Consider the following 19762-nt stretch of genomic DNA (forward strand, 5'->3'; position numbering starts at 1 on the left):
CATCACGGCTCGACCCTTCCCTTGAAATCCGTGTGCCTTCATTCTACGCGCAGAGACCGCAGACGCGCAGCGAAGACACCACTTACGCTGCTGCTTCTTCTGCAGCCGGCGCGCCGAGCAGAACCAGCTTGCCGCCGGCTGCTTCGATCTTCGCCTGTGCAGCCTTGGAAGCCTTGTGCGCGTACACGGTCACAGCGGTGTTGATCTCGCCGTTTGCCAGCACCTTCACGAGGGCCTTCTTCTTGCGAACCAGACCGTTTTCCAGCATCGCTTCGAAGGTCAGCTCGGTGACGTTCTTCGTTGCAGCAAACAGCTGGATCGTGTCGAGAGCCAGAACCTGGTACTCCTGACGGAAGATGTTGGTGAAGCCACGCTTCGGCAGACGGCGGTGCAGCGGCATCTGGCCGCCTTCAAAACCACGCATCATGCGCGAACCGGAACGTGCACGCTGACCATCATGACCACGCGTCGACGTCTTACCCATGCCCGAACCCATACCGCGGCCCACGCGCTTTTTGTTGCTGTTTGCGCCCTTCGGCGCATTCAAATTCGAAAGATTCAGTGCCATTGTGCTTTCCTCGCTCACGCCGAACCGGTAAGTCCGACTCGCATTTGCCGCGATGTTTTCTGCGGCAACTGACATAGTTCTATGTCAGTCTCGTTATCGCCTTATCAAAGGCTTTGTTTTGAAGCTGTGCCTTGCCTCTTATGCAGAGGCAAGGCAACAGATGTTATTCCCGCCCAGTCCACACATCGCGAAGCGATGTCGAGAACTGCACGAAGTGCCTACTCGACGATGCGAACCAGGTGCGGGATTGCCGCAACCATGCCGCGAACCGAGGGTGTGTCCTCGCGCTCCACGATCTGATTCAGACGCGTAAAGCCCAGGCCCTTAACTACCAGCTTGTGCTTGACCGGCGTCGCGATCTTCGAGCGGTAGTACTGGATCTTGATCTTGCCCGTGTTTTCTGCCATTACCTTATCCTCATGAGGAACGGAAACCGTTCCGCAAATCTCGTTCCAGCCTTAGAGTTCGTGAACATCCTTGCCGCGCAGAGCTGCAACAGCAGCCTTGTCACGCAGCTGGATCAGCGCGTCAAACGTGGCCTTGATCACGTTGTGCGGGTTCGCTGTTCCCAGCGACTTGGTCAGAACGTTCTGCACACCGGCAGACGTCATCACCGCACGCACCGCACCACCTGCGATCACACCGGTACCTTCAGGAGCCGGCTTCAGCAGCACGTGACCCGAGCCGTAACGGCCCAGCACCTGGTGCGGAATCGAGGTCTCGGTCAGGTTCACCTTGTGCAGGTTCTTCTTGGCCGCTTCAATGCCCTTGCGGATGGCCTGGGGAACTTCCTTGGCCTTGCCGCTGCCGTAACCCACAATGCCCTGCTCCGGATCGCCGATCACAACCAGTGCTGCGAACGACATATTCTTACCGCCCTTAACGACCTTGGTCACGCGGTTGATCGCGACGACCTGGTCCTTCAGGTTCAGCTTGTTTGCATCAATCTTCTTGCGAATTGCCATCTATATCCTCTTTCGCTAAACCTGAGTTAGAACTCGAGACCGGCTTCACGCGCGGCATCGGCCAGGGCCTTGATACGGCCGTGATACAGGTAACCACCACGGTCAAACACAACCTTGGTCACGCCTGCTTCCTTGGCACGCTCTGCAACCAGCTTGCCCACTTCCTGGGCTGCAGCGATGTTGCCGCCGCTCTTCTTCTCTTCACCCTTCTTGGCGATAGTGGAGGCGGAAGCCAGCGTGGTGTGCGTGGAGTCGTCGATGACCTGTGCGTAGATGTGGTTGAGCGAACGGAAGATGTTCAGGCGAGGACGCTCGGTGGTGCCGGCGACCTTCGCACGAACGCGCTTGTGAACGCGCTTCCGGATGACATTGCGCTGAGGTGCAGTGATCATTTCTTCTTTCCTTCCCTATCGGCGCAGATGCCTTGCATCTGCGTTCGGTATGGTGAGCGATGGCATCTCGTCCATCGCCTCGGGTTGATGTTTCAGTTTTAGTTCTTAGTCGCAGTAGGCAGTCAGAACCACAACTACCTACCGCGACCTCAAAACTTATTTCGAGCCGGTCTTGCCGACCTTCTTCTTCAGCTTCTCGTCCGAGTAACGTACGCCCTTGTTCTTGTACGGATCAGGCTTACGCAGCGAACGCATATCGGCGGCCACCTGGCCAACCTTCTGGCGATCGATGCCTTCGATCGTCAGGTGCGTCTGCTTCGGATCGATGGTGACTACGATGCCGGCGGGCAGCGGGAACTCGATCGGGTGGGAGTAGCCGAGCGTGAACACGACCATATCCTTGCCCTTCATCTCAGCACGGTAACCGATACCGACGATGTCCAGTTCCTTCTTCCAACCGTTCGTCACACCCTCAATGGCGTTGAATACCAGAGCGCGAGCCAGACCGTGGATGGCCTTCTGCGAATCGTTGTCGCGCACGGCGTGCACGAAACCATCCTTCTGCTCCAGGCGGATGCCGGTGGGCAGAAGAGCATTGACGGTGCCCTTGGGGCCAGTTACTTCAACGATGTTGCCATTCACCGTGTACTTCACGGTGGTAGCAACAGGAATCGGCTTCAAACCAATACGTGACATTTACTTTTCCTTGCGGCTTGCGAGTCCCGGATCATGCAGCAGTTAGCTTTGCGAACTAACCACTACAGACCGTTCCACTGCAGCCATCGCGAATCACTTCGCGGGAACAACTTGTACTGCGAGACTTCAAACCATATCCAGAGCAAAGCTCTGGCCACGATGTTGCACCGTTGCACGAACCACGTCGCGAAGCGACGTCGAAAACGGTGCGAAGCACTACCAGACGTGAGCTAGGACTTCGCCGCCAACGTTTTCCTTGCGAGCGGTACGGCCCGTCATCACACCCTTCGGCGTGGTGAGGATCGAGATACCGAGTCCACCCTGCACGCGGCGGATGTCCTGTGCACCGAGGTACACGCGCGAACCGGGCTTGGAGATACGCTTCAGGTCAAGAATGGCGCAGGTGCCTTCTGCGTCGTACTTCAGGTAAACGCGGAGAACGCGGCGGTCATTCTCTTCCACCATCTTGTAGTTCGCGATGTAGCCTTCTTCCTTCAGAATGCGGGCAATCTCCGCCTTCAGGTTCGAAGCGGGAACATCCATCTTCTGGTGACGGGCATTGATGGCGTTACGGACGCGGGTCAGGAAGTCTGCTACTGGGTCGGTCAGGTTCATGTGAACTCTTCTCTCTACCTCCCGTTCTCTGCGAGCGATGTGCTGGCAGAACTGGCGAAGGATTTGGCTGTACTGCTTACTTCATTCAGCCGGCTCGCCGTGAAGCGAGCCGGCCCATACTCTTTGCTTTCACCGGATCATGTCGCGGAGGCGACGTGAAAAACCGGTGCGAAGCACTACCAGCTGGACTTTACGACGCCTGGGATTTCACCCTTGAGCGCCAGACCACGGAAGCACAGCCGGCAGATGCCGAACTTGCGGAGGAATGCGCGGGGGCGACCGCAGAGCTGGCAGCGGTTGTGCTGGCGGCACTTGAACTTGGGCTTCTTTGCGTCCTTGACTGCTTTTGCAGTAGTCGACATATCTATTTGCTCCGATCTCTATTGGGCTATGCGCGGAACGGCATGCCGAAGTGCTTGAGGAGGACGCGCGCGCTGTTATCGTCCGCAGCGGTCGTCACGATGGTCACGTTCATACCCTTCAGCTTCTCCACCTTCGAGTAATCGATTTCGGGGAAGATGAGCTGATCACGCAGACCGAGCGTGTAGTTGCCGCGGCCGTCGAAGCTCTTCGAGGAGACACCCTTGAAGTCGCGCACGCGGGGCAGAGCCACCGAGATCAGACGATCAAGGAACTCGAACATTGCTTCACCGCGCAGGGTGACCATGGCGCCGATCGACTGGCCTTCACGCACCTTGAACTGAGCGATGGACTTCTTCGCCTTGGTCAGAACCGGCTTCTGGCCGGTTACGGCTGCCAGATCGCTGACCAGGGGGTCGATGATCTTGTTGTTCTGCGTCGCCTCACCGAGGCCCATATTGATGACGATCTTCTCGATCTTCGGCACTGCCATCACGTTCGTGATGCCCAGCTCCTTCTGAACGGCCGCCTTCAACTCGTTTGTATATTTCTCACGGAGTCGTGCCACTGTCGTTACTTCGCTTTCTCCACGGTCATCGGATTGGGCTTCGACTCGCGTCACGGCCCGTATACCGTTTCGTGGGGTGTTCCTTTGTTTCTGGATTCGCTGCTCGCTTGAGGACTTCGCCGGAACGCACCTGGCAAGCCAGAGAGGTCTTCCAACGAACAGCGCAGGCGCTTACGCACCTGCTATCTGAAAATCGCTTACTTCACCTTCGGATAAGCAATCGTTTCGCCGGTCGTCTTGGCAATGCGCTCACGCTTGCCGTCAACCACGCGAATGCTTACACGAGTCGCCTTACCGTTACCATCCACCAGAGCCACATTCGAAAGGTGGATCGGAGCTTCCTGCTCCAGGATGCCGCCCTTGATGTTTGCCTGAGGATTCGGCTTGACGTGCTTCTTGATCATGCCAACGCCCTGCACCAGAACACGGTTCTTGTCCGTAACAATCCGCAGTACGCGGCCGGTCTTACCCTTGTCCTTACCTGCCAGAACAATCACGTTGTCGTTCTTCAAAACATGTGCCATTGCTTTACTCCCTATCCCGTGCCGTGGTCCCGGACACAGGCCTCTGCGAGTACCTCCGCAGGTCGAGGTGATGCAGTTGGACCAAACTTGTCTACTTTACGCGAAAATACGAGGAATTGCAATAAATCTCGCTATCAGATCGACGAAAGTTGCTCGTAGGCAGCCAGGAATGAGTTCTCGCTACCGGGATGGATGCTGCACCGAACGAGAGTCCCGGGTGGGAACTCCAATTCTGCATCCGCGAGACTCTCGCCAGCAGTAGTCAGCTCATAAACATCATCTCGCACATGCGACGCATCAACGGGTGCCCATGCATCTGTACCTTCGTCTAAGAGCTTGACGTACACGATCATGTCAGCGAGAGTAACAGCGCGACGATTGCACTCGAAATGGAAACAGATAGCGGCATGGACAGGTTCAAAGTAGACGATCAGATTCGTGTAGCTGAAGACTTCTTCTGGGCGAAGGGCGCAACAGGGACCGTCTCTGCGCATCCCCTCAACAGAGAGGGAGGCCTTACACGCATTGAGAATAGTGCGCTCGGCAAACATCGAGTGTACTGGGTCTGGTTCGACGAACCTCAGTTCGATGCGGACGGAGATGGACCCTACCGTGCTGGCCAGATTTGGGAAAGTGCACTCTCACTTCGGTAGCCAAACTGCAAACAGGGAGGTACCGAATGAAGTTGAGTTGCCAAGGACCAATTGCAAGGTTGGCATTCAGTCTCTTTCTCTTTTGCACGCTCGCTAGGTCACAACAAGCAGCAGCCCCACTCCCCACCTTCGAATCCGCCTCCGTCAAACCTGCCTCTCCCGACGCCCCCATGGAAGGCCTTGGTTTCATGATCGCCCTGGGCAGGGCGCAAACACCGCACGGCCTGCTGACTATGACTGGGCCGCTCCCACCGCTCATCATGTTCGCCTATGGCGTAGACGACGAAGTGGAGGCCCGAGCCATGCGGGCACGGTTGCCTGACTGGGGGCAGCACCAGAAGTACACGATCGTTGCGCGTCCGCCGGAAGGTTCGCAGAGCATGGAAGACATACGCCTGATGCTGCGCAATCTGTTGGAAGACCGTTTCGCGCTGAAAGCTCACCGGGAAAACCACACAGGGATGGTCAACCTGCTGAGCGTGGCGAGGCCCGGTGCGACTGGTCCGAATCTGAAGCCTCATGAAACATCGCCGGGTTGCATTAAGCCCGGTACGCCTGTTCCGGAAACCGTTGCCGGTAAACCATCCCCTGTCCTTTGCGGGCTGCAGATCAACCGCAGAGAGGGCGGCATCATGCACGTGAGCATGATCGACGTCACCCTGCCGGAAGCCTGTACCCTCTTCGATGGCCTGGGCGGTGTTCTCGGCGGCCGCGGCATGGACCGCATGGTGGATGCGACCGGTCTGACTGGCCATTACGACATGACGCTCGACTTCCAGATCGACGAAGCGAACGCCCCGCAGACTACCAGCGATGGGGGCGCCCCGACCTTTACCGGCGCCCTGGAAAAACAACTTGGCCTACGCCTTAAGAAAGGCACAGGTCAGATTGAAGATCTGATTGTGGACCACATCGCCCAGCCCACAGCGGACTAACTTGTTATCTTTTCCGCCATACAAAACGGCCTTCTCATGAAGCTGTATACGTTCGAATGAGCGAATGCGATGTACACGCCCCAAGTGAAAATTATGGGTTCAGGAGGTCATTTCCCCGCTTCTTCCAAAGCAGCTAGTCGGCGACTTGTGTAATAGATCCTGCCAGCAAAAATTAAGAGGATCATTCCGACGAACACGGCCCACACAACCTTCGACTCGGTCGTCTGCAAATCGGCGCCGCGATAGCGTAGCCCGCCAAGAATCGCGGTCACAATAAGCAGGATCATAGCCTGTACCCGAAGCCGCTTTAACCGCGCCCGGCGTACCTGCTGCTCGCCCAAAGCATCTTCCACTCGAAGTATCGCCAAATTGAACCGATCAAATAGCACTTCTGCCCGCCTTTGTTTGCGAAAAGATTATGCCAGAATGGCGGCGCCCAGACCTTTACCGGCGCCCTGGAAAAACAACCTGACCTGCGCCTTAAGAAAGGCACAGGTCAAATCGAAGAGTTGATTGTGGACCACATCGCCCAGCCAACACCGGACTAGGCCAACCATCCCGTAGTCTGAAACTCATGGTCACCCCAGTCTTCCTTCAGGTAGCGCTCAACGGAGACTCCCCTCACCCCGCTGCTCCGCGTACTCCAGAAGCCATTGCAGAGGTGGCCCTTTCGGTCGTCCATGCCGGGGCCCATTCCGTCCACGTTCATGCCTACGACAGCGATGGGAAAGAGACACTTCACGGACACGAGTGCGGTCAGGTTCTTCGTGCGATTCGGAGACTGTGCCCTGACACTCCGATATCGCTCACAACGTCCGCTGCCATCGTCAGCAATCCTGCGGAACGTCTGCGGCTCATTCAGGATTGGGATGATTTGCCGGATCTGGTCTCAGCCAATCAGGGAGAGCCCGGCATCATTCCACTCTGTGAACACCTTCTGGGTCGCGGTGTCGGAATCGAAGCCGGTCTCCTGACGGAAAGCGATGCAGAAGCATTTGTTGCATCCGGTTTGGCAAGGCATTGTCGCTGCATCCTGATTGAGCCGCTCGATCTTGATCCACAAGTCGCCTTGCAACGAGCAGCCGCAATGGAGCGAATCGTGACCGATGCCGGTATCCAGCTTGAACAGCTCCACCACGGCTATGGAATGGCTTGCTGGGATGTGAATCGGCGGGCTCTACAACGCGGCCATAGCATCCGCACAGGGCTTGAGGATGTGATCACACTCCCAGATGGAAGCCCCGCTGCAAACAATGCTGATCTCACAACCGCGGCAGTTGAACTGATCCGCAACAGTGGCAGTCGTCTGCGCTAGCACTGCAGGTGCATATAGCGCGGAGCCTATACGTGTGCGTGCACCACGCTCTTCAATAGGTCCAGCACACGCTTTGCGACACCCGATCCATCTGTCTCGACATCGGCGAGTTTCAGGTGTTCGTAGAGATGGCCACCGGAATCCGGGCCGGAATACGCCATCGACCAACGACCGAAGTCCCGCTTTGCAATGTCGGCGGTCTCCAGCAGTACGTTGTGGCTGTTCCGGTTATCCTCACAGATCGTTGCGTAGAGAGTTTCCACGGCGAGACGTGGCCCTTCCAGCACCTGCGCAAACGCAAGGCCGTTGAACAGGAGAGCACCTGTAATGTTGTGCTTCTCGTTATTCCTGCGGGAACTCACAAGGATCTTTTCAATTTCTTCGGCAATCTGCTGCTCCGAGCCCTCGATCCGGTTACGGCTGCAATAGATAAGTCGGTACTCCATGGTTCTATTCTTCCCTCTGAAAGTTATGTGTCCAGACGACAAAGACCGCCAGCGACTGCCGGCGGTCTTTGTATGGAACCTACGCTTCGAGAGAGTTAGATAACTTCCGGAGCGAGCGAAACGATCTTCAGGAACTTCTTGTCGCGCAGTTCGCGGGCTACGGGTCCGAATACACGGGTTCCCACCGGCTCGCCTGCGTCGTTGATCACGACGGCTGCGTTCTGGTCAAAGCGGATGTAGGTACCGTCCTTGCGGCGCGCTTCCTTGCGGGTGCGCACGATCACGGCCTTCACAACCTTGCCCTTCTTCACGGTGCCGTCGGGCGAAGCTTCCTTCACCGCTGCCGTCACCACATCGCCCAGACCAGCCTTCTTACCGAGACCACCACCGAGAGGCAGGATGACCTGCAGACGGCGTGCGCCAGAGTTATCGGCTACGTCCAGAATCGTACGCATTTGTACGGACATTGCTTCTTCTCCTGACCTTCGAGGCTTCCAGAGCCTAAGGCCGGGGGCTATCTCGCCCCAGTCAAATCCACTAAATGGTCGCGGCCGCGGAGCGGATCGCTGAACGACATCTTCAACGATCGTCGCGCTGGACGCGTCATGCCCATAGTGTCACCGAACGATGCCGGCGACGGGCAAACTCTTATCTTACTTCGAAGCCGGAGTCGCTTCGCTCAGGCTCGAGCGGCGAACGATCTCTTCGAGGTTCCAGCGCTTCAGCTTGCTGGTGGGACGGGTCTCACGGATGCGGACCTGATCGCCAACGCGGGCTGAGTTCTGCTCGTCATGCGCGTAGAACTTCTTGTTCGACTTCACGATGCGCTTGTACTTGGGGTGCGCCTTGCGCATTTCCACCGAAACAACGATCGTCTTGTCCATCTTGGTCGAGGTCACCAGGCCGATCTTCTCGGTGCGGTGGCCAATCTTCTCTGCCGTAGCAGTAGTCGTAGCAGTCGTCTCAGCCATCGTTATGCCTTCTTCGCCTTACGGGTCTTCTTCGCGGGCGCAGCCGACTCCGTCGGAGCCACGGCCTGGCCAAGCTCACGCTGGCGCGCCACAGTCTTGATGCGCGCGATGTCTTTCTTCAGTTCGCGCAGCTTGTTCACGCCTGCGGCATCGCCCAGGCTCTTCTGGAAGCGAACGCGGAAGAGCTGCTCGCCCGCCTGGGCCTGCTGCTCCTTCAGTTCGCTGTCCGTAAATTCGCGGATCTTGTTCAGTTCCATTTCAATCTCTCATTCAGCGTCTGCATTCAGAGACGCTATGCAGTTACGCGGCTGCGGAAGCCTTGGGGTCAATCGCCTTGATGTTCGGACGCTGCACGAAAACGGTGCGGAGCGGAAGCTTGTTCGAAGCAAGGCGCATGGCCTCCTTCGCAATCTCAACCGGAACGCCTTCCATCTCAAACAGCAGCTTGCCGGGGCGAACCACTGCAACCCAGTGATCCAACGCACCCTTACCGGAACCCATTCGAACTTCAGCCGGCTTCTTGGTGATCGGCTTATCCGGGAAGATCCGGAGCCAAACCTTACCGCCACGCTTGATGTAACGGGTCATTGCGATACGGCTTGCTTCGATCTGACGATCGGTGATGTAGCCGCACTCCACAACCTTCAAACCGTAGTCGCCAAATGCAAGCTCGGAACCGCGCCATGCCTTACCGCGCATCTTGCCCTTTTGCTGTTTACGGTACTTAACCTTCTTGGGCTGCAACATAACTGCACTCTTTCCCGCTGCGGCCTTGGCGTCACTTAGTTAGATAAGTGGCCCAGTCTCCGCGCGCCTTCTGTTCTTGGTGTTACGCGGGGTTGATTGCTCAACCCCGCAATGTTTGGCGTTACTTAGAACGCACCCGTCGTCGTGACATTGTCACGGCGGCGCTTCTGCTCATAGATATCGCCGCGGTAGACCCAGGTCTTCACGCCGATGATGCCGTAGGTGGTCTTCGCTTCGGCAAAGCCGTAGTCGATGTCTGCGCGCAGCGTGTGCAGCGGCAGACGACCCTGCAGATACCACTCGGAACGTGCGATTTCGTTGCCGTTCAGACGGCCCGATACACGAACCTTGATACCCTTGCAGCCGAAACGCAGAGCCGAATCAACGCTCTTACGCATCGCGCGACGGAACGACACACGCTTCTCCAGCTGCAGAGCGATGTTCTCTGCGACCAGCTGCGCATCCAGCTCAGGCTTGTTGACTTCCAGAATGTCGATGAACACTTCGCGGTTCGTACGCTTCTGGATGTCTGCCTTCAGCTTGTCGATCTCAGCGCCCTTGCGGCCGATGATGATGCCCGGACGGGCGGTCTTGATGATGAGGCGCAGCTTGTTGCCCGGGCGCTCGATCTCAACGGACGAGACACCAGCGGCCTTCAGCTTTTCGCGCAGCTCAGCCTTGAGCTTCACGTCCTCAACCAGCAGCTTGTCGTAGTCACGCTCCACAAACCAGCGCGACTTCCACGGCTTGTTCACGCCGAGGCGGAAACCATACGGATGGACCTTCTGACCCATAACTTAATCCCTTCACTTCGCGTCCGGAGAACTTAGTTCCGAACTTACTCAGTACTTACTCGCCGCCTCAACTTCTCGGCGATGCCGGGCCGGCTTACAGCCCGGCCATAAATTTACGCAGTCGCGGCAGCCTTCTTGCTCGCGGCCTTCTTCGCCGGAGCCTTCTTGGCAGCAGCCTTCTTTGCCGGAGCAGCCTTCTTCTTGCCACCCTCCGCAGCCGCTACCGGAGCTTCAGCCTGCTTTGTTGCCTCAACAGACTTCTTCTCCGCCACCGTTACGATGATGTGAGCAAGGCGACGCTGATAGCGAAACGCACGGCCCATGGGGGCAGGGCGGATACGCTTCATACGCGGGCCTTCGTTAGCAACAGCCTGCTTCACGAACAGACGATCGATGTCCAGATCGAAGCCCTGTTCCTGGCTCAGGTAGTTTGCGTTCTGCACTGCGGAACGCAGCGCCTTCTCCACGATGGGAGCGATGCGCTTGCGGGTGAACATCAGGGTGTTCAGAGCGTTTTCCACGCTCTGGCCCTTGATCGTGTCCAGCACCAGCTTCGCCTTTTGCGGGCTGGTCCGCTGGAACCGCGCCTCGGCGCGGAACTCACGTACTGCACTCTTCTCGGCTGTCTTCGCCATAACTCTTCCTTATCGCGCTCCGGCAAAACCGGAGGCTGACGTAACTAAATCCCGACTTAACGACCCTTGGCGGTTTCAGCCTTGGCTGCGTGACCCTTGAAGGTACGCGTCGCGGCAAACTCACCCAGCTTGTGACCCACCATGTTCTCCGTCACGTAGACCGGGATGAACTTCTTGCCGTTGTGCACAGCAATGGTGTGACCGACGAACTCCGGGAAGATGGTGGAACGACGCGACCAAGTCTTAACGACTTCCTTCTTGTCCGCGGTGTTCAGCACCTCAACCTTCGTCATCAGGTGGGCGTCGATAAATGGGCCCTTCTTCGTAGAACGTGCCATATTTTCCTCTCGCTCCCTGACTTACTTGCTGCGGCGGTTCACGATGAACACATCGGTCCGCTTGTTGTTACGGGTCTTGTAGCCACGTGTCGGCTGTCCCCACGGCGTAACAGGATGACGTCCGCCTGAGGTCTTACCTTCACCACCACCGTGCGGGTGATCCACCGGGTTCATAGAAACACCACGGTTCGTCGGACGGATACCGCGCCAGCGGCTTGCACCGGCCTTACCGAGCGAGATGTTCTCATGATCCGTGTTGCCAACCTGGCCAACCGTTGCCATGCAATCCACCAGCACGCGGCGGGTTTCGCCGGAGGGCAGCTTCAGGAGAGCGTAATCGCCTTCCTTCGCAACCAACTGCGCGGACGAACCAGCAGAGCGAACCATCTGTGCACCCTTACCAGGACGCAGTTCCACATTGTGGACCGTCGTACCAGCAGGGATGTTGCGCAGCGGCAGAGCATTGCCAACCAGAATGTCGGCGTCGGGACCAGAGGTCACCGTCATGCCAACCTTCAGGCCAACCGGCTGAATGATGTAGCGCTTCTCACCGTCGCGGTAGCTGATCAGAGCAATACGCGAGGAGCGGTTCGGATCGTATTCGATCGTCGCAACGGTTCCGGGAACACCGAACTTGTCGCGCTTGAAATCGATAATACGAAGCTTCTTCTTGTGGCCACCACCGTGATGACGGATCGTCAGCTTACCGGTGGAGTTACGGCCGCCTGTGCGCTGCTTGGTTGCCAGCAGCGGCTTGTACGGCTGGTTCGTCGTGATGTCCGAGTTCACCAGCTTCGACTGGAAGCGCAGTGTCGGCGTAATCGGTCGGAATGTCTTAATCGGCATTTCCCTAACTTCCTTACCATCCGCATAGCTAGTCAGGCGCGCGGATTGGGGTTACTTCGTGTACTCAAGCCCTCAAGTTCACTTACTGCGCGAGATCCGCTGACTTGCAAACTCGCTGACTTGCTGGCCTGTTTCGCTCCTTAGAGCGAGTTGACATACTCCGGCATCTTCGAACCCGGAACCAGGCGAACGTATGCCTTCTTCCAGTCCGGCTTGAAACCGGTAAAGCGACCGCGGCGGCGCTCCTTGCCCAGGTAGTTGGCGGTACGAACCGCAGCAACCTTCACCTTGAACAGGTTCTCCACTGCATGCTTCACTTCATTCTTCGTCGCGCCAGCAGCAACCTCAAACACCAGAGTGCCTTCGGTCTCCTTGGCGATCATGCCCTTTTCCGTAATCAGCGGGCGGCGAATGGTGGTGTAAACAGTTGCCATTACGCAACCTCCTTCTTCGCAGCCAGCTTACGGCGCGACACATTCTTCTTCAGCGTCTCCTGCAGAGCCTCAATGGCATCCTGGGAGAAGATGGCGTGCTCGTAGCGCAGCAGATCGTAGGGGTGAACCTCCGAGCTCAGCACCAGCTCAACACCGTCAAGATTGCGCGAACCCAAGAACAGGTTGTCGGTCAGCTTCTGGCCACTTACGACCAGCAGAGCGGTCTTCTTGGCATCCAGCTTGTCCAGGGCCTGGCGGTAGAGCTTGGTCTTCGGCTCAGCAACATCCAGAGTGGAAACAACCGTCAGCTTGCCGTCCTGCAGCTTGGAAGCGAGAGCGGAGCTCAGAGCGCCGAGCAGCTTCTTCTTGGGGAAGGCGTACTCATACGAGCGGGGCTGGGGTCCGTGAACCGTACCACCGTGGCGCCAGATGGGCGAACGAACCGAACCCACACGGGCACGACCGGTTCCCTTCTGCTTCCACAGCTTCTTGCCGGAACCCGACACGAGCTTCTTGTTCTTGGTGGCGGCGGTTCCCTGACGGAGGGCAGCGCGGTAATGCTTCACCGACTCCCACAGCAGGGCCTCATTCACTTCGACGCCGAACACTTCGTCCGCAAGCTCAAGCTCGCTGACCTTGTTCCCGCCGAGATCGACTACGTTAATCTTTGCCATCTTGCTTCCTCTGGCCCTCGTTCTATTGCGAGCGCCCTAAGTTCAATTTGTCATCCTGCCGTCGACTTACTCATTTCGACCAAGTCCGCAGACGATGCGATGTACTTCACTTACAAAACTAAGCGGCAGAGCAACCAGAGATTGCTCTGCCGTCAGTCCTTACTTCTTCTTACCGGAAGCCTTCTTCGAAGCCTTCAACGGATCGACCGTACCGGAGCCGGCGAATCCACGACGCTCACGCGGCGGATTCTTCGACTTCGAGATCAAAATCACACCATCACGGGGTCCCGGAACTGCACCCTCAACCAAGAGGAGGTTGTCCTCAAGGTCGATGCCGCGGATACGCAGGTTGCGAACCGTGATCTGCGCGTCACCGTGGTGACCCGGCATACGCTGGCCCGGGAATACGCGCGAGGGGAACGACGATGCACCGATCGAACCCTGAATCTGGAACATGTGGCCGTGCGACTTGGGGCCACCGCCGAAGCCGTGGCGACGAACCACGCCCGCGAAACCGCGGCCCTTCGACTTACCAATGATGTCAACGAAACGCTCGCCGTCGAAGATGTCGACCAGAACGCGATCGCCAGCCTTCACAGCGCCTTCACCCTCGTTCTCACCCGTGGTGGACTCGATGCCCACTTCGCGGATCTCACGAACCGGCGGAGCATCGCTCTTCGCCAGGTGACCAGCCAGACCCTTGGTCAGCTTGGAGGCCTTCACGAACTCCACCAGACCGATCTGTGCGGCATCGTAGCCGTCAGTCTTCTGCGTCTTCACCTGGGTGACAACGCAGGGGCCAACCTTGATCACGGTGACCGGGTGCACAACACCGGCGTCGTCAAACACCTGGGTCATGCCAATCTTCTTGCCGAGCAAACCTGTTACTGCCATGTGATTCTCTCCTCATCATGCCCGCGCACGCAGCGGGGCACTGCCGGTGTATTGAATTTGGTGTTACTTGGTTACGGTCTTGATTTCCACGTCAACGCCAGCGGGCAGGTCGAGCTTCATCAGCGCGTCCACCGTCTGCTGCGTCGGTTCCAGGATGTCGATCAGCCGCTTATGCGTACGGATTTCGAACGCCTCACGCGACTTCTTGTCGACGTGCGGGGAACGGAGCACGCAGTACTTGTTCTTCATCGTGGGAAGGGGAATCGGACCCGCAACCTGTGCTCCGGTGCGCTTGGCGGTCTCAACGATCTCGCCGGTCGACGTGTCCAGGACACGATAGTCATACGCCTTCAGGCGAATGCGAATTCTCTGCTGTGCAGCCATGTGTTCGAACTCTCTTTACGCAAAGATCTACAACTGCGGCTGGCCTTCAGACCAACCTTTTGAGTGTAACCGAAGCACGACTCTTTTCCCACAGGAAAATGCGGTGAAACGGCAAAAATTTGTCAGGGACCACCGCGCCGGGACTCACTCGCCATCCCGAACCAGCCGCCAATACCGCAAGCGACCTTCACGCAGCAGACAATTGATCATAGCAGCATTTCTGCCAGAAATTAACCTGCCTTCAACGGCATTCAACAAAGAGAAAGGCATCTGCACCAATTCCAGTGCAGATGCCTTACTGGTTGGGTATTTCGCTATGCCTTGACGGTAAAGCGCAGCGTCGCGGCCTTCACCAGATCACCGTGCGAGATCACATCGCCACTGTGTGATTTGCCATCAACGGCAACGCCCGCACGGTATGGCTTCGTCGCGGGATCACCCGCAGCCTCAACCGTCAAGCTGCTTCCCTTCAAACCGCGACGAACTTCCGCCTTCTGCCACATGGGGGAACCCAGCATCCACTCCGGCTTGCCCGGGCACAGCGTGTATAACCCCAGCGATGCCAGCACGTACCACGCAGCCATTGCACCGGTGTCTTCGTCGCCGCAGAAGTTTTCGGGCGTGTATAGCTCATCCAGCACCTTGCGCACCCACTTCTGCGTCAGGTCGGCACGACCGCCTACCGTGAACATCCACAGAATGTGGTGCGATGGCTGATTCGAATGCGCGTACTGGCCGAAGCGCACCGCAGCCATCTCGCTCATCTCGTGGATCTCCTGGTGATAGACGCCGACCTCAAAGCGCGGCTCCTGCTCAACGCACTTCGTCAGTTCCGCAATGAAAACATCCTTGCCGCCGAAGGCTTCATTCATCATGGCCTCAGGCTCGTGCGGCACGCTCCAGCGATGCTGCCATGCGCTGCCCTCAACGTAAGGCGAGCCCCACTGGTACTGCCGGAACTCAGGCGCCCACTTGCCATCGGCATTCTTGCCACGGAAGAACTTCACCTGCGGATCCCACATCATGCGCCAGTTCTTCGAGCGCTTAGCGAAGAACGCAGCGTCTTCCGCGTGCCCTAGCTTCGCGGCGATCTGGCCAATGCAGAAGTCGCCATAGTGCGCATCCAGCGACTCCACGCAGGCCTGTTCGACTTCATCGTTCGGCACGTAACCCAGCTTCTGATACGAAGCCGAGCCACGACGTCCATATCCCTTTGAAGGATCGCCAACCTGCGTCGCGTGCTTCTTCAGCAACTGGTATGCGGCTTCGCGATCAAAGCCGGAGATGTCCTTCACCACTGCATCGCCAAAGAGCGAATCAATCAGCGAGCCCGTCATGCAGGCGCGATAGCCCGGGCATGGGAACTGCGGCATCCATCCACCTTCGGCGCCAGCGTTCACCCAGCTCTGCAGAATCTCACCAAGCCGCTCTGGATACAGCAGCGTCATCATGGGATACCAGGCGCGGTACACGTCCCAGTAGCCGTGGTCGGCGTACATCACGCCGGGCGTCAGCTTGTTGGTGTATGGGCTCATGTGGACGGGCTTGTTGCTCGCGTCCATCTCATGCCAGATGCGCGGGAACAACAGCGTGCGATACAGGCAGGAATAGAACGTGCGATTCTGCGTCTCCGTTGCGCCATGAATCACCACTGCGCGAAGATGCTCCTCCCACATGGCCTTCGTCTTCGCCTGCACCGCGTCAAAGCCGCTCGTGCCCATTTCGGTATTGATGTTGCGGTGTGCCTGATCAAACGAGATGAACGAATGCGTGATTGCAACCTCAGCTTTCGCCGACTTCAGATTCAATATGCCAATCAGGCTGCCGCTGTTATTGCGTCCCGGAGCATTGCTCTTCAGCGCCTTCTGCTCAAACGTCGCGCCTTTGCCAGCGCGCAAAATGTAGTACGTTGCAAATCCTTCCGGCGTACCGCCTGCACTTGCGGAGGTCTTCCAATGCAAGGTGCCAGAATTGGCATCCCACTGAAACTCTGCACCCTTCTCCGGCACATCAATCACGAGCGAAATGTCGTCGCCCAAGCGGCTTGTGGCACGTAACACTGCGCCACGACACGTCGGTGTCAGCTCCGCATCGATGCAGTAACGCAGCAGGTTCAGCTTGAAGCCGTACGGATGCGCCACCAGTTCATCGGGACGATACGAGCTGGCTCGCGCTGAAGCACGCACATCTGGTTCTCCGGTCACCGGCAGAATGGTGGTGAACCCGTAATCGCTGAGCCACGGGCTCAACTGATGCGTCAGGCGGAAGCCCTGAATGCGTTGGTCGATCGGCGAAAACATCCACGGCGATCCGCTGCGCGATTCCAGCGTCCAGTGCGCCATGCCAAACGGCTCTGCGGCAATTGGCAGCGTATTGCCGCGCGAAAACTGCGGATTGGAATTCGTTCCCTGCAACACATTGACGTAATCGCTCAATGCACCGGTAGGCGGCGCCTGCGTTGCGGATTTCGCGCTGTGCTTCTGCGTCGCCGCTTCCGCAGTAAGAGCAGGTGTACCGGCGGCAACGGCAAGAGCACCGGTGCCTTTCAGAAAATCGCGTCGTGTTGCAGCCATGAAGGTGGGTCCTTACCAGAGATCCGCGCACAACATGCCGAATCCATGTTGCGTGCGCATCATGAAGTCTATCCGCAATGGCGCGCCTGCATGTTGGGGATGGTGATTCTTCACGGTGAATTTGGGTGTTTCACCTTTGCAATCTGCAAACAGAAAAGCCCGATCCATGGGACCGGGCTTTCGCTGACCTGATGATCTCGACTCTAGGCGCGCTTGTGACGACGCTTATGTCCGGAAGCATGCGGGGAATACGTCCACTTGCGGACCGGGCCCGTATCAACATGCACGAACTGACTCTTCGGGTAGTAACCGACGCCACCCGCGTCCAGCGATAAGGCTGCATCGCGGAGACGCGCAGCCGGAACACCCTCCACGCGCATATCGACGGCCTTCGCTTCAATGTGCTGCGAGTGCTCCGCTGCATTGGTTGTTCCGCTGGCGCGCAGCGCGTCGTTCGTTTCCTGCGAGCGATACGCAGAAAGCACGCTGATCACGCCACCGCCCTTGCCCACCTTTGCCATCAACGTGTGCAGAACGTCAAAGGTGCGCGGATCAAACGTTGTGACTTCCTGGTTGTGGCTGTCACGGAGAAAGTGGTTGAGCTTGTCCAGCGCTTCAGGGATATAGGTGTCGCCTACGCGATACACCACGTCGATCATCTCGCCGCCCTGGTGAGCAAACTTCAGTTCGTACTTCTGGCCTTCGGAAGGCGTCGTCACTTCGTCGCCCTCAATGGGGAGCAGCCCGAGGCCTGGCAGGGTGGCATTCACGAAAGCGTGAGCCACAGCGCGGATGCGCGGGTGCTTACGGACTTCAAACTTGCGCGCACAGGCGGAAGGAGCGGTCATGCCGAGCGCCAAAAGCACGCCGAAAGCGGTAACTGTACGAGCAGACACAAAGCCGAGATTTAACGAAGAGAAGCGCAGTGGCACAGCGACGGAAGCTCCTGGGTTCGATTCGCGGCGCCGACGTGGTGATCATCTTCGTTGGGTCCGGCAGCACCGGAGGCATACGAACCAATCAGCAAACTCAGCCCTAGGTTTCCATAGTAGGCAATAGGTGATCCTGACGCAACACTTGTGCCGAAAATTGCATCGTGCTAGCCCGAATCGGGAATGGTTCACTTCAGGCAAAGCAAGAGGGCCAGCCTTTCGGCTGACCCTTCTTGTGTTGATATCTTCTGCCGATCCCGAACACACATCGCGAAGCGATGTCGAGAACGGCACGAAGTGCTTACTTAACGATTTCTGAGATAGCGCCAGCGCCTACGGTACGTCCACCCTCACGGATGGCGAAGCGCAGACCCTTTTCCATAGCAACCGGTGTGTGCAGCGTGATCTCGAGAGCCACGTTGTCGCCTGGCATCACCATCTCGGTGCCTTCCGGCAGCTTTGCCGAACCCGTTACGTCCGTCGTACGGAAGTAGAACTGGGGACGGTAGCCGTTGAAGAACGGGGTGTGACGGCCGCCTTCTTCCTTCGACAGAACGTACACTTCGCCCTTGAACACGGTGTGCGGCGTGATCGATCCCGGCTTCGCCAGAACCATGCCGCGCTCCACGTCGTCCTTCGCCGTACCACGCAGCAACAGACCTGCGTTGTCGCCAGCAAGACCTTCGTCCAGCTGCTTCTTGAACATTTCAACGCCGGTCACGGTCGTCGCCTGCGTATCGCGGAAGCCCACGATCTGTGCCGGCTCGCCAACCTTGATGCGACCACGCTCGATACGGCCCGTCACTACAGTTCCACGGCCCGAGATCGAGAAGATGTCTTCGATCGGCATCAGGAACGGCAGGTCGACCAGACGGTCAGGCTGCGGAACGTTGTCGTCCACGGCCTGCATCAACTCGTCGATCTTTGCTTCCCACTGAGCTTCGCCGTTCAGCGCGCCCAGAGCCGAGCCACGGATGACAGGAACGTCATCGCCAGGGAACTCGTACTTGCTGAGCAGTTCACGAACTTCCATCTCGACCAGGTCGATCAGTTCGGGATCTTCCACAGCATCGCACTTGTTCAGGAACACAACGATGTACGGCACGCCAACCTGACGAGCGAGCAGAACGTGCTCCTTCGTCTGGGGCATCGGGCCGTCGGTCGCTGCAACCACCAGGATCGCGCCGTCCATCTGCGCTGCGCCCGTGATCATGTTCTTGATGTAGTCAGCGTGGCCCGGGCAGTCAACGTGTGCATAGTGACGGTTCGCCGTCTCGTACTCCACGTGCGAGGTCGAGATCGTGATACCACGCTCGCGCTCTTCCGGTGCGTTATCAATCGTGTCAAACGAACGGAAGCTGTTCTTCGGGTTGTGCTTCGAAAGAACCTTCGTGATCGCCGCTGTCAACGTCGTCTTGCCGTGATCGATATGACCAATCGTGCCAACGTTTACGTGAGGCTTACTACGGTCAAATTTTTCCTTCGCCATTGCTCTCTTGCTCC

The 19762-nt window shown here is 57.8% G+C and carries 28 protein-coding genes; 2 read left to right on the forward strand and 26 right to left on the reverse strand.

The genetic code is table 11. The features are described from left to right. Positions 1–82: 82 nt before the first annotated feature. The 9 genes from rplO to rplX all read right to left on the reverse strand — a co-directional run bounded on the left by rplO (position 83) and on the right by rplX (position 4688). Entirely contained in the window at positions 83–562 is a 480-nt protein-coding gene (rplO, locus tag M504_RS17645; RefSeq protein ID WP_047496911.1) for a 50S ribosomal protein L15, read from the reverse strand. A gap of 224 nt (positions 563–786) precedes the next feature. Beyond that, entirely contained in the window at positions 787–975 is a 189-nt protein-coding gene (gene rpmD / locus M504_RS17650; RefSeq protein ID WP_047496428.1) for a 50S ribosomal protein L30, read from the reverse strand. Between the two features lie 51 nt (positions 976–1026). Further along, positions 1027–1533, reverse strand: a complete 507-nt coding sequence (rpsE, locus tag M504_RS17655; protein WP_047496429.1) for a 30S ribosomal protein S5 — start codon at positions 1531–1533, stop codon at positions 1027–1029. Positions 1534–1559: 26 nt separating this feature from the next. Then, positions 1560–1925 carry a 50S ribosomal protein L18 gene (gene rplR / locus M504_RS17660; protein ID WP_047496432.1) on the reverse strand — a complete coding sequence of 122 codons (366 nt, stop codon included), beginning with the start codon at positions 1923–1925 and terminating at the stop codon, positions 1560–1562. Positions 1926–2081: 156 nt separating this feature from the next. Further along, positions 2082–2621, reverse strand: a complete 540-nt coding sequence (rplF, locus tag M504_RS17665; RefSeq protein WP_047496434.1) for a 50S ribosomal protein L6 — start codon at positions 2619–2621, stop codon at positions 2082–2084. A gap of 216 nt (positions 2622–2837) precedes the next feature. Next, positions 2838–3236, reverse strand: coding sequence for a 30S ribosomal protein S8 (gene rpsH, locus M504_RS17670; protein WP_047496437.1), 399 nt, complete (start codon positions 3234–3236; stop codon positions 2838–2840). A 176-nt stretch (positions 3237–3412) separates the two neighbouring features. After that, a complete protein-coding gene (locus tag M504_RS17675; RefSeq protein ID WP_047496440.1) occupies positions 3413–3598 on the reverse strand; it encodes a type Z 30S ribosomal protein S14 in 186 nt (61 codons plus the stop codon). Positions 3599–3624: 26 nt separating this feature from the next. After that, positions 3625–4164, reverse strand: coding sequence for a 50S ribosomal protein L5 (rplE, locus tag M504_RS17680; RefSeq protein ID WP_047496443.1), 540 nt, complete (start codon positions 4162–4164; stop codon positions 3625–3627). Between the two features lie 197 nt (positions 4165–4361). Continuing rightward, positions 4362–4688 carry a 50S ribosomal protein L24 gene (gene rplX, locus M504_RS17685; protein ID WP_047496446.1) on the reverse strand — a complete coding sequence of 109 codons (327 nt, stop codon included), beginning with the start codon at positions 4686–4688 and terminating at the stop codon, positions 4362–4364. A gap of 679 nt (positions 4689–5367) precedes the next feature. Between rplX and M504_RS17700 the strand changes: the two genes are divergently transcribed. Further along, positions 5368–6276, forward strand: a complete 909-nt coding sequence (locus M504_RS17700) for a TIGR03435 family protein (RefSeq protein ID WP_084214501.1) — start codon at positions 5368–5370, stop codon at positions 6274–6276. Positions 6277–6383: 107 nt separating this feature from the next. Here M504_RS17700 and M504_RS17705 read toward each other — a convergent pair whose 3' ends face one another. After that, entirely contained in the window at positions 6384–6629 is a 246-nt protein-coding gene (locus M504_RS17705) for a hypothetical protein (protein ID WP_156993957.1), read from the reverse strand. A gap of 221 nt (positions 6630–6850) precedes the next feature. Between M504_RS17705 and M504_RS17710 the strand changes: the two genes are divergently transcribed. Next, positions 6851–7591 (forward strand): 3-keto-5-aminohexanoate cleavage protein, encoded by a 741-nt coding sequence (locus M504_RS17710; protein ID WP_047496459.1) that lies wholly within the window; start codon positions 6851–6853, stop codon positions 7589–7591. A 26-nt stretch (positions 7592–7617) separates the two neighbouring features. Here the strand turns inward: M504_RS17710 and M504_RS17715 are convergent, their stop codons facing one another. The 16 genes from M504_RS17715 to tuf all read right to left on the reverse strand — a co-directional run bounded on the left by M504_RS17715 (position 7618) and on the right by tuf (position 19748). Beyond that, positions 7618–8037: a BLUF domain-containing protein gene (locus M504_RS17715; protein WP_047496463.1), complete on the reverse strand. Its 420-nt coding sequence runs from the start codon at positions 8035–8037 to the stop codon at positions 7618–7620. Positions 8038–8132: 95 nt separating this feature from the next. Beyond that, positions 8133–8504, reverse strand: a complete 372-nt coding sequence (gene rplN / locus M504_RS17720) for a 50S ribosomal protein L14 (RefSeq protein ID WP_047496466.1) — start codon at positions 8502–8504, stop codon at positions 8133–8135. Between the two features lie 186 nt (positions 8505–8690). Next, the gene (gene rpsQ, locus M504_RS17725; protein WP_052200988.1) at positions 8691–9008 is read right to left on the reverse strand and encodes a 30S ribosomal protein S17; all 318 of its coding nucleotides are present in this window, start codon (positions 9006–9008) and stop codon (positions 8691–8693) included. Between the two features lie 2 nt (positions 9009–9010). Next, positions 9011–9265 carry a 50S ribosomal protein L29 gene (gene rpmC / locus M504_RS17730; RefSeq protein ID WP_047496469.1) on the reverse strand — a complete coding sequence of 85 codons (255 nt, stop codon included), beginning with the start codon at positions 9263–9265 and terminating at the stop codon, positions 9011–9013. Positions 9266–9308: 43 nt separating this feature from the next. Continuing rightward, positions 9309–9755 carry a 50S ribosomal protein L16 gene (gene rplP, locus M504_RS17735; protein WP_047496472.1) on the reverse strand — a complete coding sequence of 149 codons (447 nt, stop codon included), beginning with the start codon at positions 9753–9755 and terminating at the stop codon, positions 9309–9311. 125 nt (positions 9756–9880) lie between these two features. After that, complete coding sequence (gene rpsC, locus M504_RS17740; protein WP_047496476.1) at positions 9881–10549, reverse strand: 30S ribosomal protein S3; 669 nt, start codon at positions 10547–10549, stop codon at positions 9881–9883. A gap of 113 nt (positions 10550–10662) precedes the next feature. Continuing rightward, the gene (rplV, locus tag M504_RS17745) at positions 10663–11184 is read right to left on the reverse strand and encodes a 50S ribosomal protein L22 (protein ID WP_047496479.1); all 522 of its coding nucleotides are present in this window, start codon (positions 11182–11184) and stop codon (positions 10663–10665) included. A gap of 56 nt (positions 11185–11240) precedes the next feature. Further along, on the reverse strand, positions 11241–11522 hold the full coding sequence (rpsS, locus tag M504_RS17750; protein WP_047496483.1) for a 30S ribosomal protein S19: 282 nt from the start codon (positions 11520–11522) through the stop codon (positions 11241–11243). 21 nt (positions 11523–11543) lie between these two features. Continuing rightward, entirely contained in the window at positions 11544–12368 is an 825-nt protein-coding gene (gene rplB / locus M504_RS17755; RefSeq protein ID WP_047496486.1) for a 50S ribosomal protein L2, read from the reverse strand. A gap of 140 nt (positions 12369–12508) precedes the next feature. Further along, on the reverse strand, positions 12509–12802 hold the full coding sequence (locus tag M504_RS17760; RefSeq protein WP_047496489.1) for a 50S ribosomal protein L23: 294 nt from the start codon (positions 12800–12802) through the stop codon (positions 12509–12511). After that, positions 12802–13476 carry a 50S ribosomal protein L4 gene (rplD, locus tag M504_RS17765; RefSeq protein ID WP_047496492.1) on the reverse strand — a complete coding sequence of 225 codons (675 nt, stop codon included), beginning with the start codon at positions 13474–13476 and terminating at the stop codon, positions 12802–12804. The genes M504_RS17760 and rplD overlap by 1 nt, the downstream gene beginning before the upstream one ends. 159 nt (positions 13477–13635) lie before the next feature. After that, entirely contained in the window at positions 13636–14370 is a 735-nt protein-coding gene (gene rplC / locus M504_RS17770) for a 50S ribosomal protein L3 (RefSeq protein ID WP_047496498.1), read from the reverse strand. 63 nt (positions 14371–14433) lie between these two features. Further along, a complete protein-coding gene (gene rpsJ / locus M504_RS17775) occupies positions 14434–14754 on the reverse strand; it encodes a 30S ribosomal protein S10 (protein ID WP_047496501.1) in 321 nt (106 codons plus the stop codon). A 314-nt stretch (positions 14755–15068) separates the two neighbouring features. Next, the gene (locus M504_RS17780; protein WP_047496504.1) at positions 15069–17327 is read right to left on the reverse strand and encodes a GH92 family glycosyl hydrolase; all 2259 of its coding nucleotides are present in this window, start codon (positions 17325–17327) and stop codon (positions 15069–15071) included. A gap of 203 nt (positions 17328–17530) precedes the next feature. Then, positions 17531–18259, reverse strand: a complete 729-nt coding sequence (locus M504_RS17785; RefSeq protein ID WP_052200989.1) for a DUF882 domain-containing protein — start codon at positions 18257–18259, stop codon at positions 17531–17533. A 301-nt stretch (positions 18260–18560) separates the two neighbouring features. Further along, positions 18561–19748, reverse strand: coding sequence for an elongation factor Tu (gene tuf, locus M504_RS17790; RefSeq protein ID WP_047492748.1), 1188 nt, complete (start codon positions 19746–19748; stop codon positions 18561–18563). Positions 19749–19762: the final 14 nt, after the last annotated feature.

Source organism: Terriglobus sp. TAA 43 (assembly GCF_000800015.1).
Taxonomy (GTDB): Bacteria; Acidobacteriota; Terriglobia; order Terriglobales; family Acidobacteriaceae; genus Terriglobus.

Bases quoted from the DNA above. Each gene is read 5' to 3' on its own strand.
- rpmD (WP_047496428.1), bottom strand. From the start codon at position 975: ATGGCAGAAAACACGGGCAAGATCAAGATCCAGTACTACCGCTCGAAG.
- rpsE (WP_047496429.1), bottom strand. From the start codon at position 1,533: ATGGCAATTCGCAAGAAGATTGATGCAAACAAGCTGAACCTGAAGGAC.
- rplR (WP_047496432.1), bottom strand. From the start codon at position 1,925: ATGATCACTGCACCTCAGCGCAATGTCATCCGGAAGCGCGTTCACAAG.
- rplF (WP_047496434.1), bottom strand. From the start codon at position 2,621: ATGTCACGTATTGGTTTGAAGCCGATTCCTGTTGCTACCACCGTGAAG.
- rpsH (WP_047496437.1), bottom strand. From the start codon at position 3,236: ATGAACCTGACCGACCCAGTAGCAGACTTCCTGACCCGCGTCCGTAAC.
- M504_RS17675 (WP_047496440.1), bottom strand. From the start codon at position 3,598: ATGTCGACTACTGCAAAAGCAGTCAAGGACGCAAAGAAGCCCAAGTTC.
- rplX (WP_047496446.1), bottom strand. From the start codon at position 4,688: ATGGCACATGTTTTGAAGAACGACAACGTGATTGTTCTGGCAGGTAAG.
- M504_RS17700 (WP_084214501.1), top strand. From the start codon at position 5,368: ATGAAGTTGAGTTGCCAAGGACCAATTGCAAGGTTGGCATTCAGTCTC.
- M504_RS17710 (WP_047496459.1), top strand. From the start codon at position 6,851: ATGGTCACCCCAGTCTTCCTTCAGGTAGCGCTCAACGGAGACTCCCCT.
- M504_RS17715 (WP_047496463.1), bottom strand. From the start codon at position 8,037: ATGGAGTACCGACTTATCTATTGCAGCCGTAACCGGATCGAGGGCTCG.
- rplN (WP_047496466.1), bottom strand. From the start codon at position 8,504: ATGTCCGTACAAATGCGTACGATTCTGGACGTAGCCGATAACTCTGGC.
- rpsQ (WP_052200988.1), bottom strand. From the start codon at position 9,008: ATGGCTGAGACGACTGCTACGACTACTGCTACGGCAGAGAAGATTGGC.
- rpmC (WP_047496469.1), bottom strand. From the start codon at position 9,265: ATGGAACTGAACAAGATCCGCGAATTTACGGACAGCGAACTGAAGGAG.
- rplP (WP_047496472.1), bottom strand. From the start codon at position 9,755: ATGTTGCAGCCCAAGAAGGTTAAGTACCGTAAACAGCAAAAGGGCAAG.
- rpsC (WP_047496476.1), bottom strand. From the start codon at position 10,549: ATGGGTCAGAAGGTCCATCCGTATGGTTTCCGCCTCGGCGTGAACAAG.
- rplV (WP_047496479.1), bottom strand. From the start codon at position 11,184: ATGGCGAAGACAGCCGAGAAGAGTGCAGTACGTGAGTTCCGCGCCGAG.
- rpsS (WP_047496483.1), bottom strand. From the start codon at position 11,522: ATGGCACGTTCTACGAAGAAGGGCCCATTTATCGACGCCCACCTGATG.
- rplB (WP_047496486.1), bottom strand. From the start codon at position 12,368: ATGCCGATTAAGACATTCCGACCGATTACGCCGACACTGCGCTTCCAG.
- M504_RS17760 (WP_047496489.1), bottom strand. From the start codon at position 12,802: ATGGCAACTGTTTACACCACCATTCGCCGCCCGCTGATTACGGAAAAG.
- rplD (WP_047496492.1), bottom strand. From the start codon at position 13,476: ATGGCAAAGATTAACGTAGTCGATCTCGGCGGGAACAAGGTCAGCGAG.
- rplC (WP_047496498.1), bottom strand. From the start codon at position 14,370: ATGGCAGTAACAGGTTTGCTCGGCAAGAAGATTGGCATGACCCAGGTG.
- rpsJ (WP_047496501.1), bottom strand. From the start codon at position 14,754: ATGGCTGCACAGCAGAGAATTCGCATTCGCCTGAAGGCGTATGACTAT.
- M504_RS17780 (WP_047496504.1), bottom strand. From the start codon at position 17,327: ATGGCTGCAACACGACGCGATTTTCTGAAAGGCACCGGTGCTCTTGCC.
- tuf (WP_047492748.1), bottom strand. From the start codon at position 19,748: ATGGCGAAGGAAAAATTTGACCGTAGTAAGCCTCACGTAAACGTTGGC.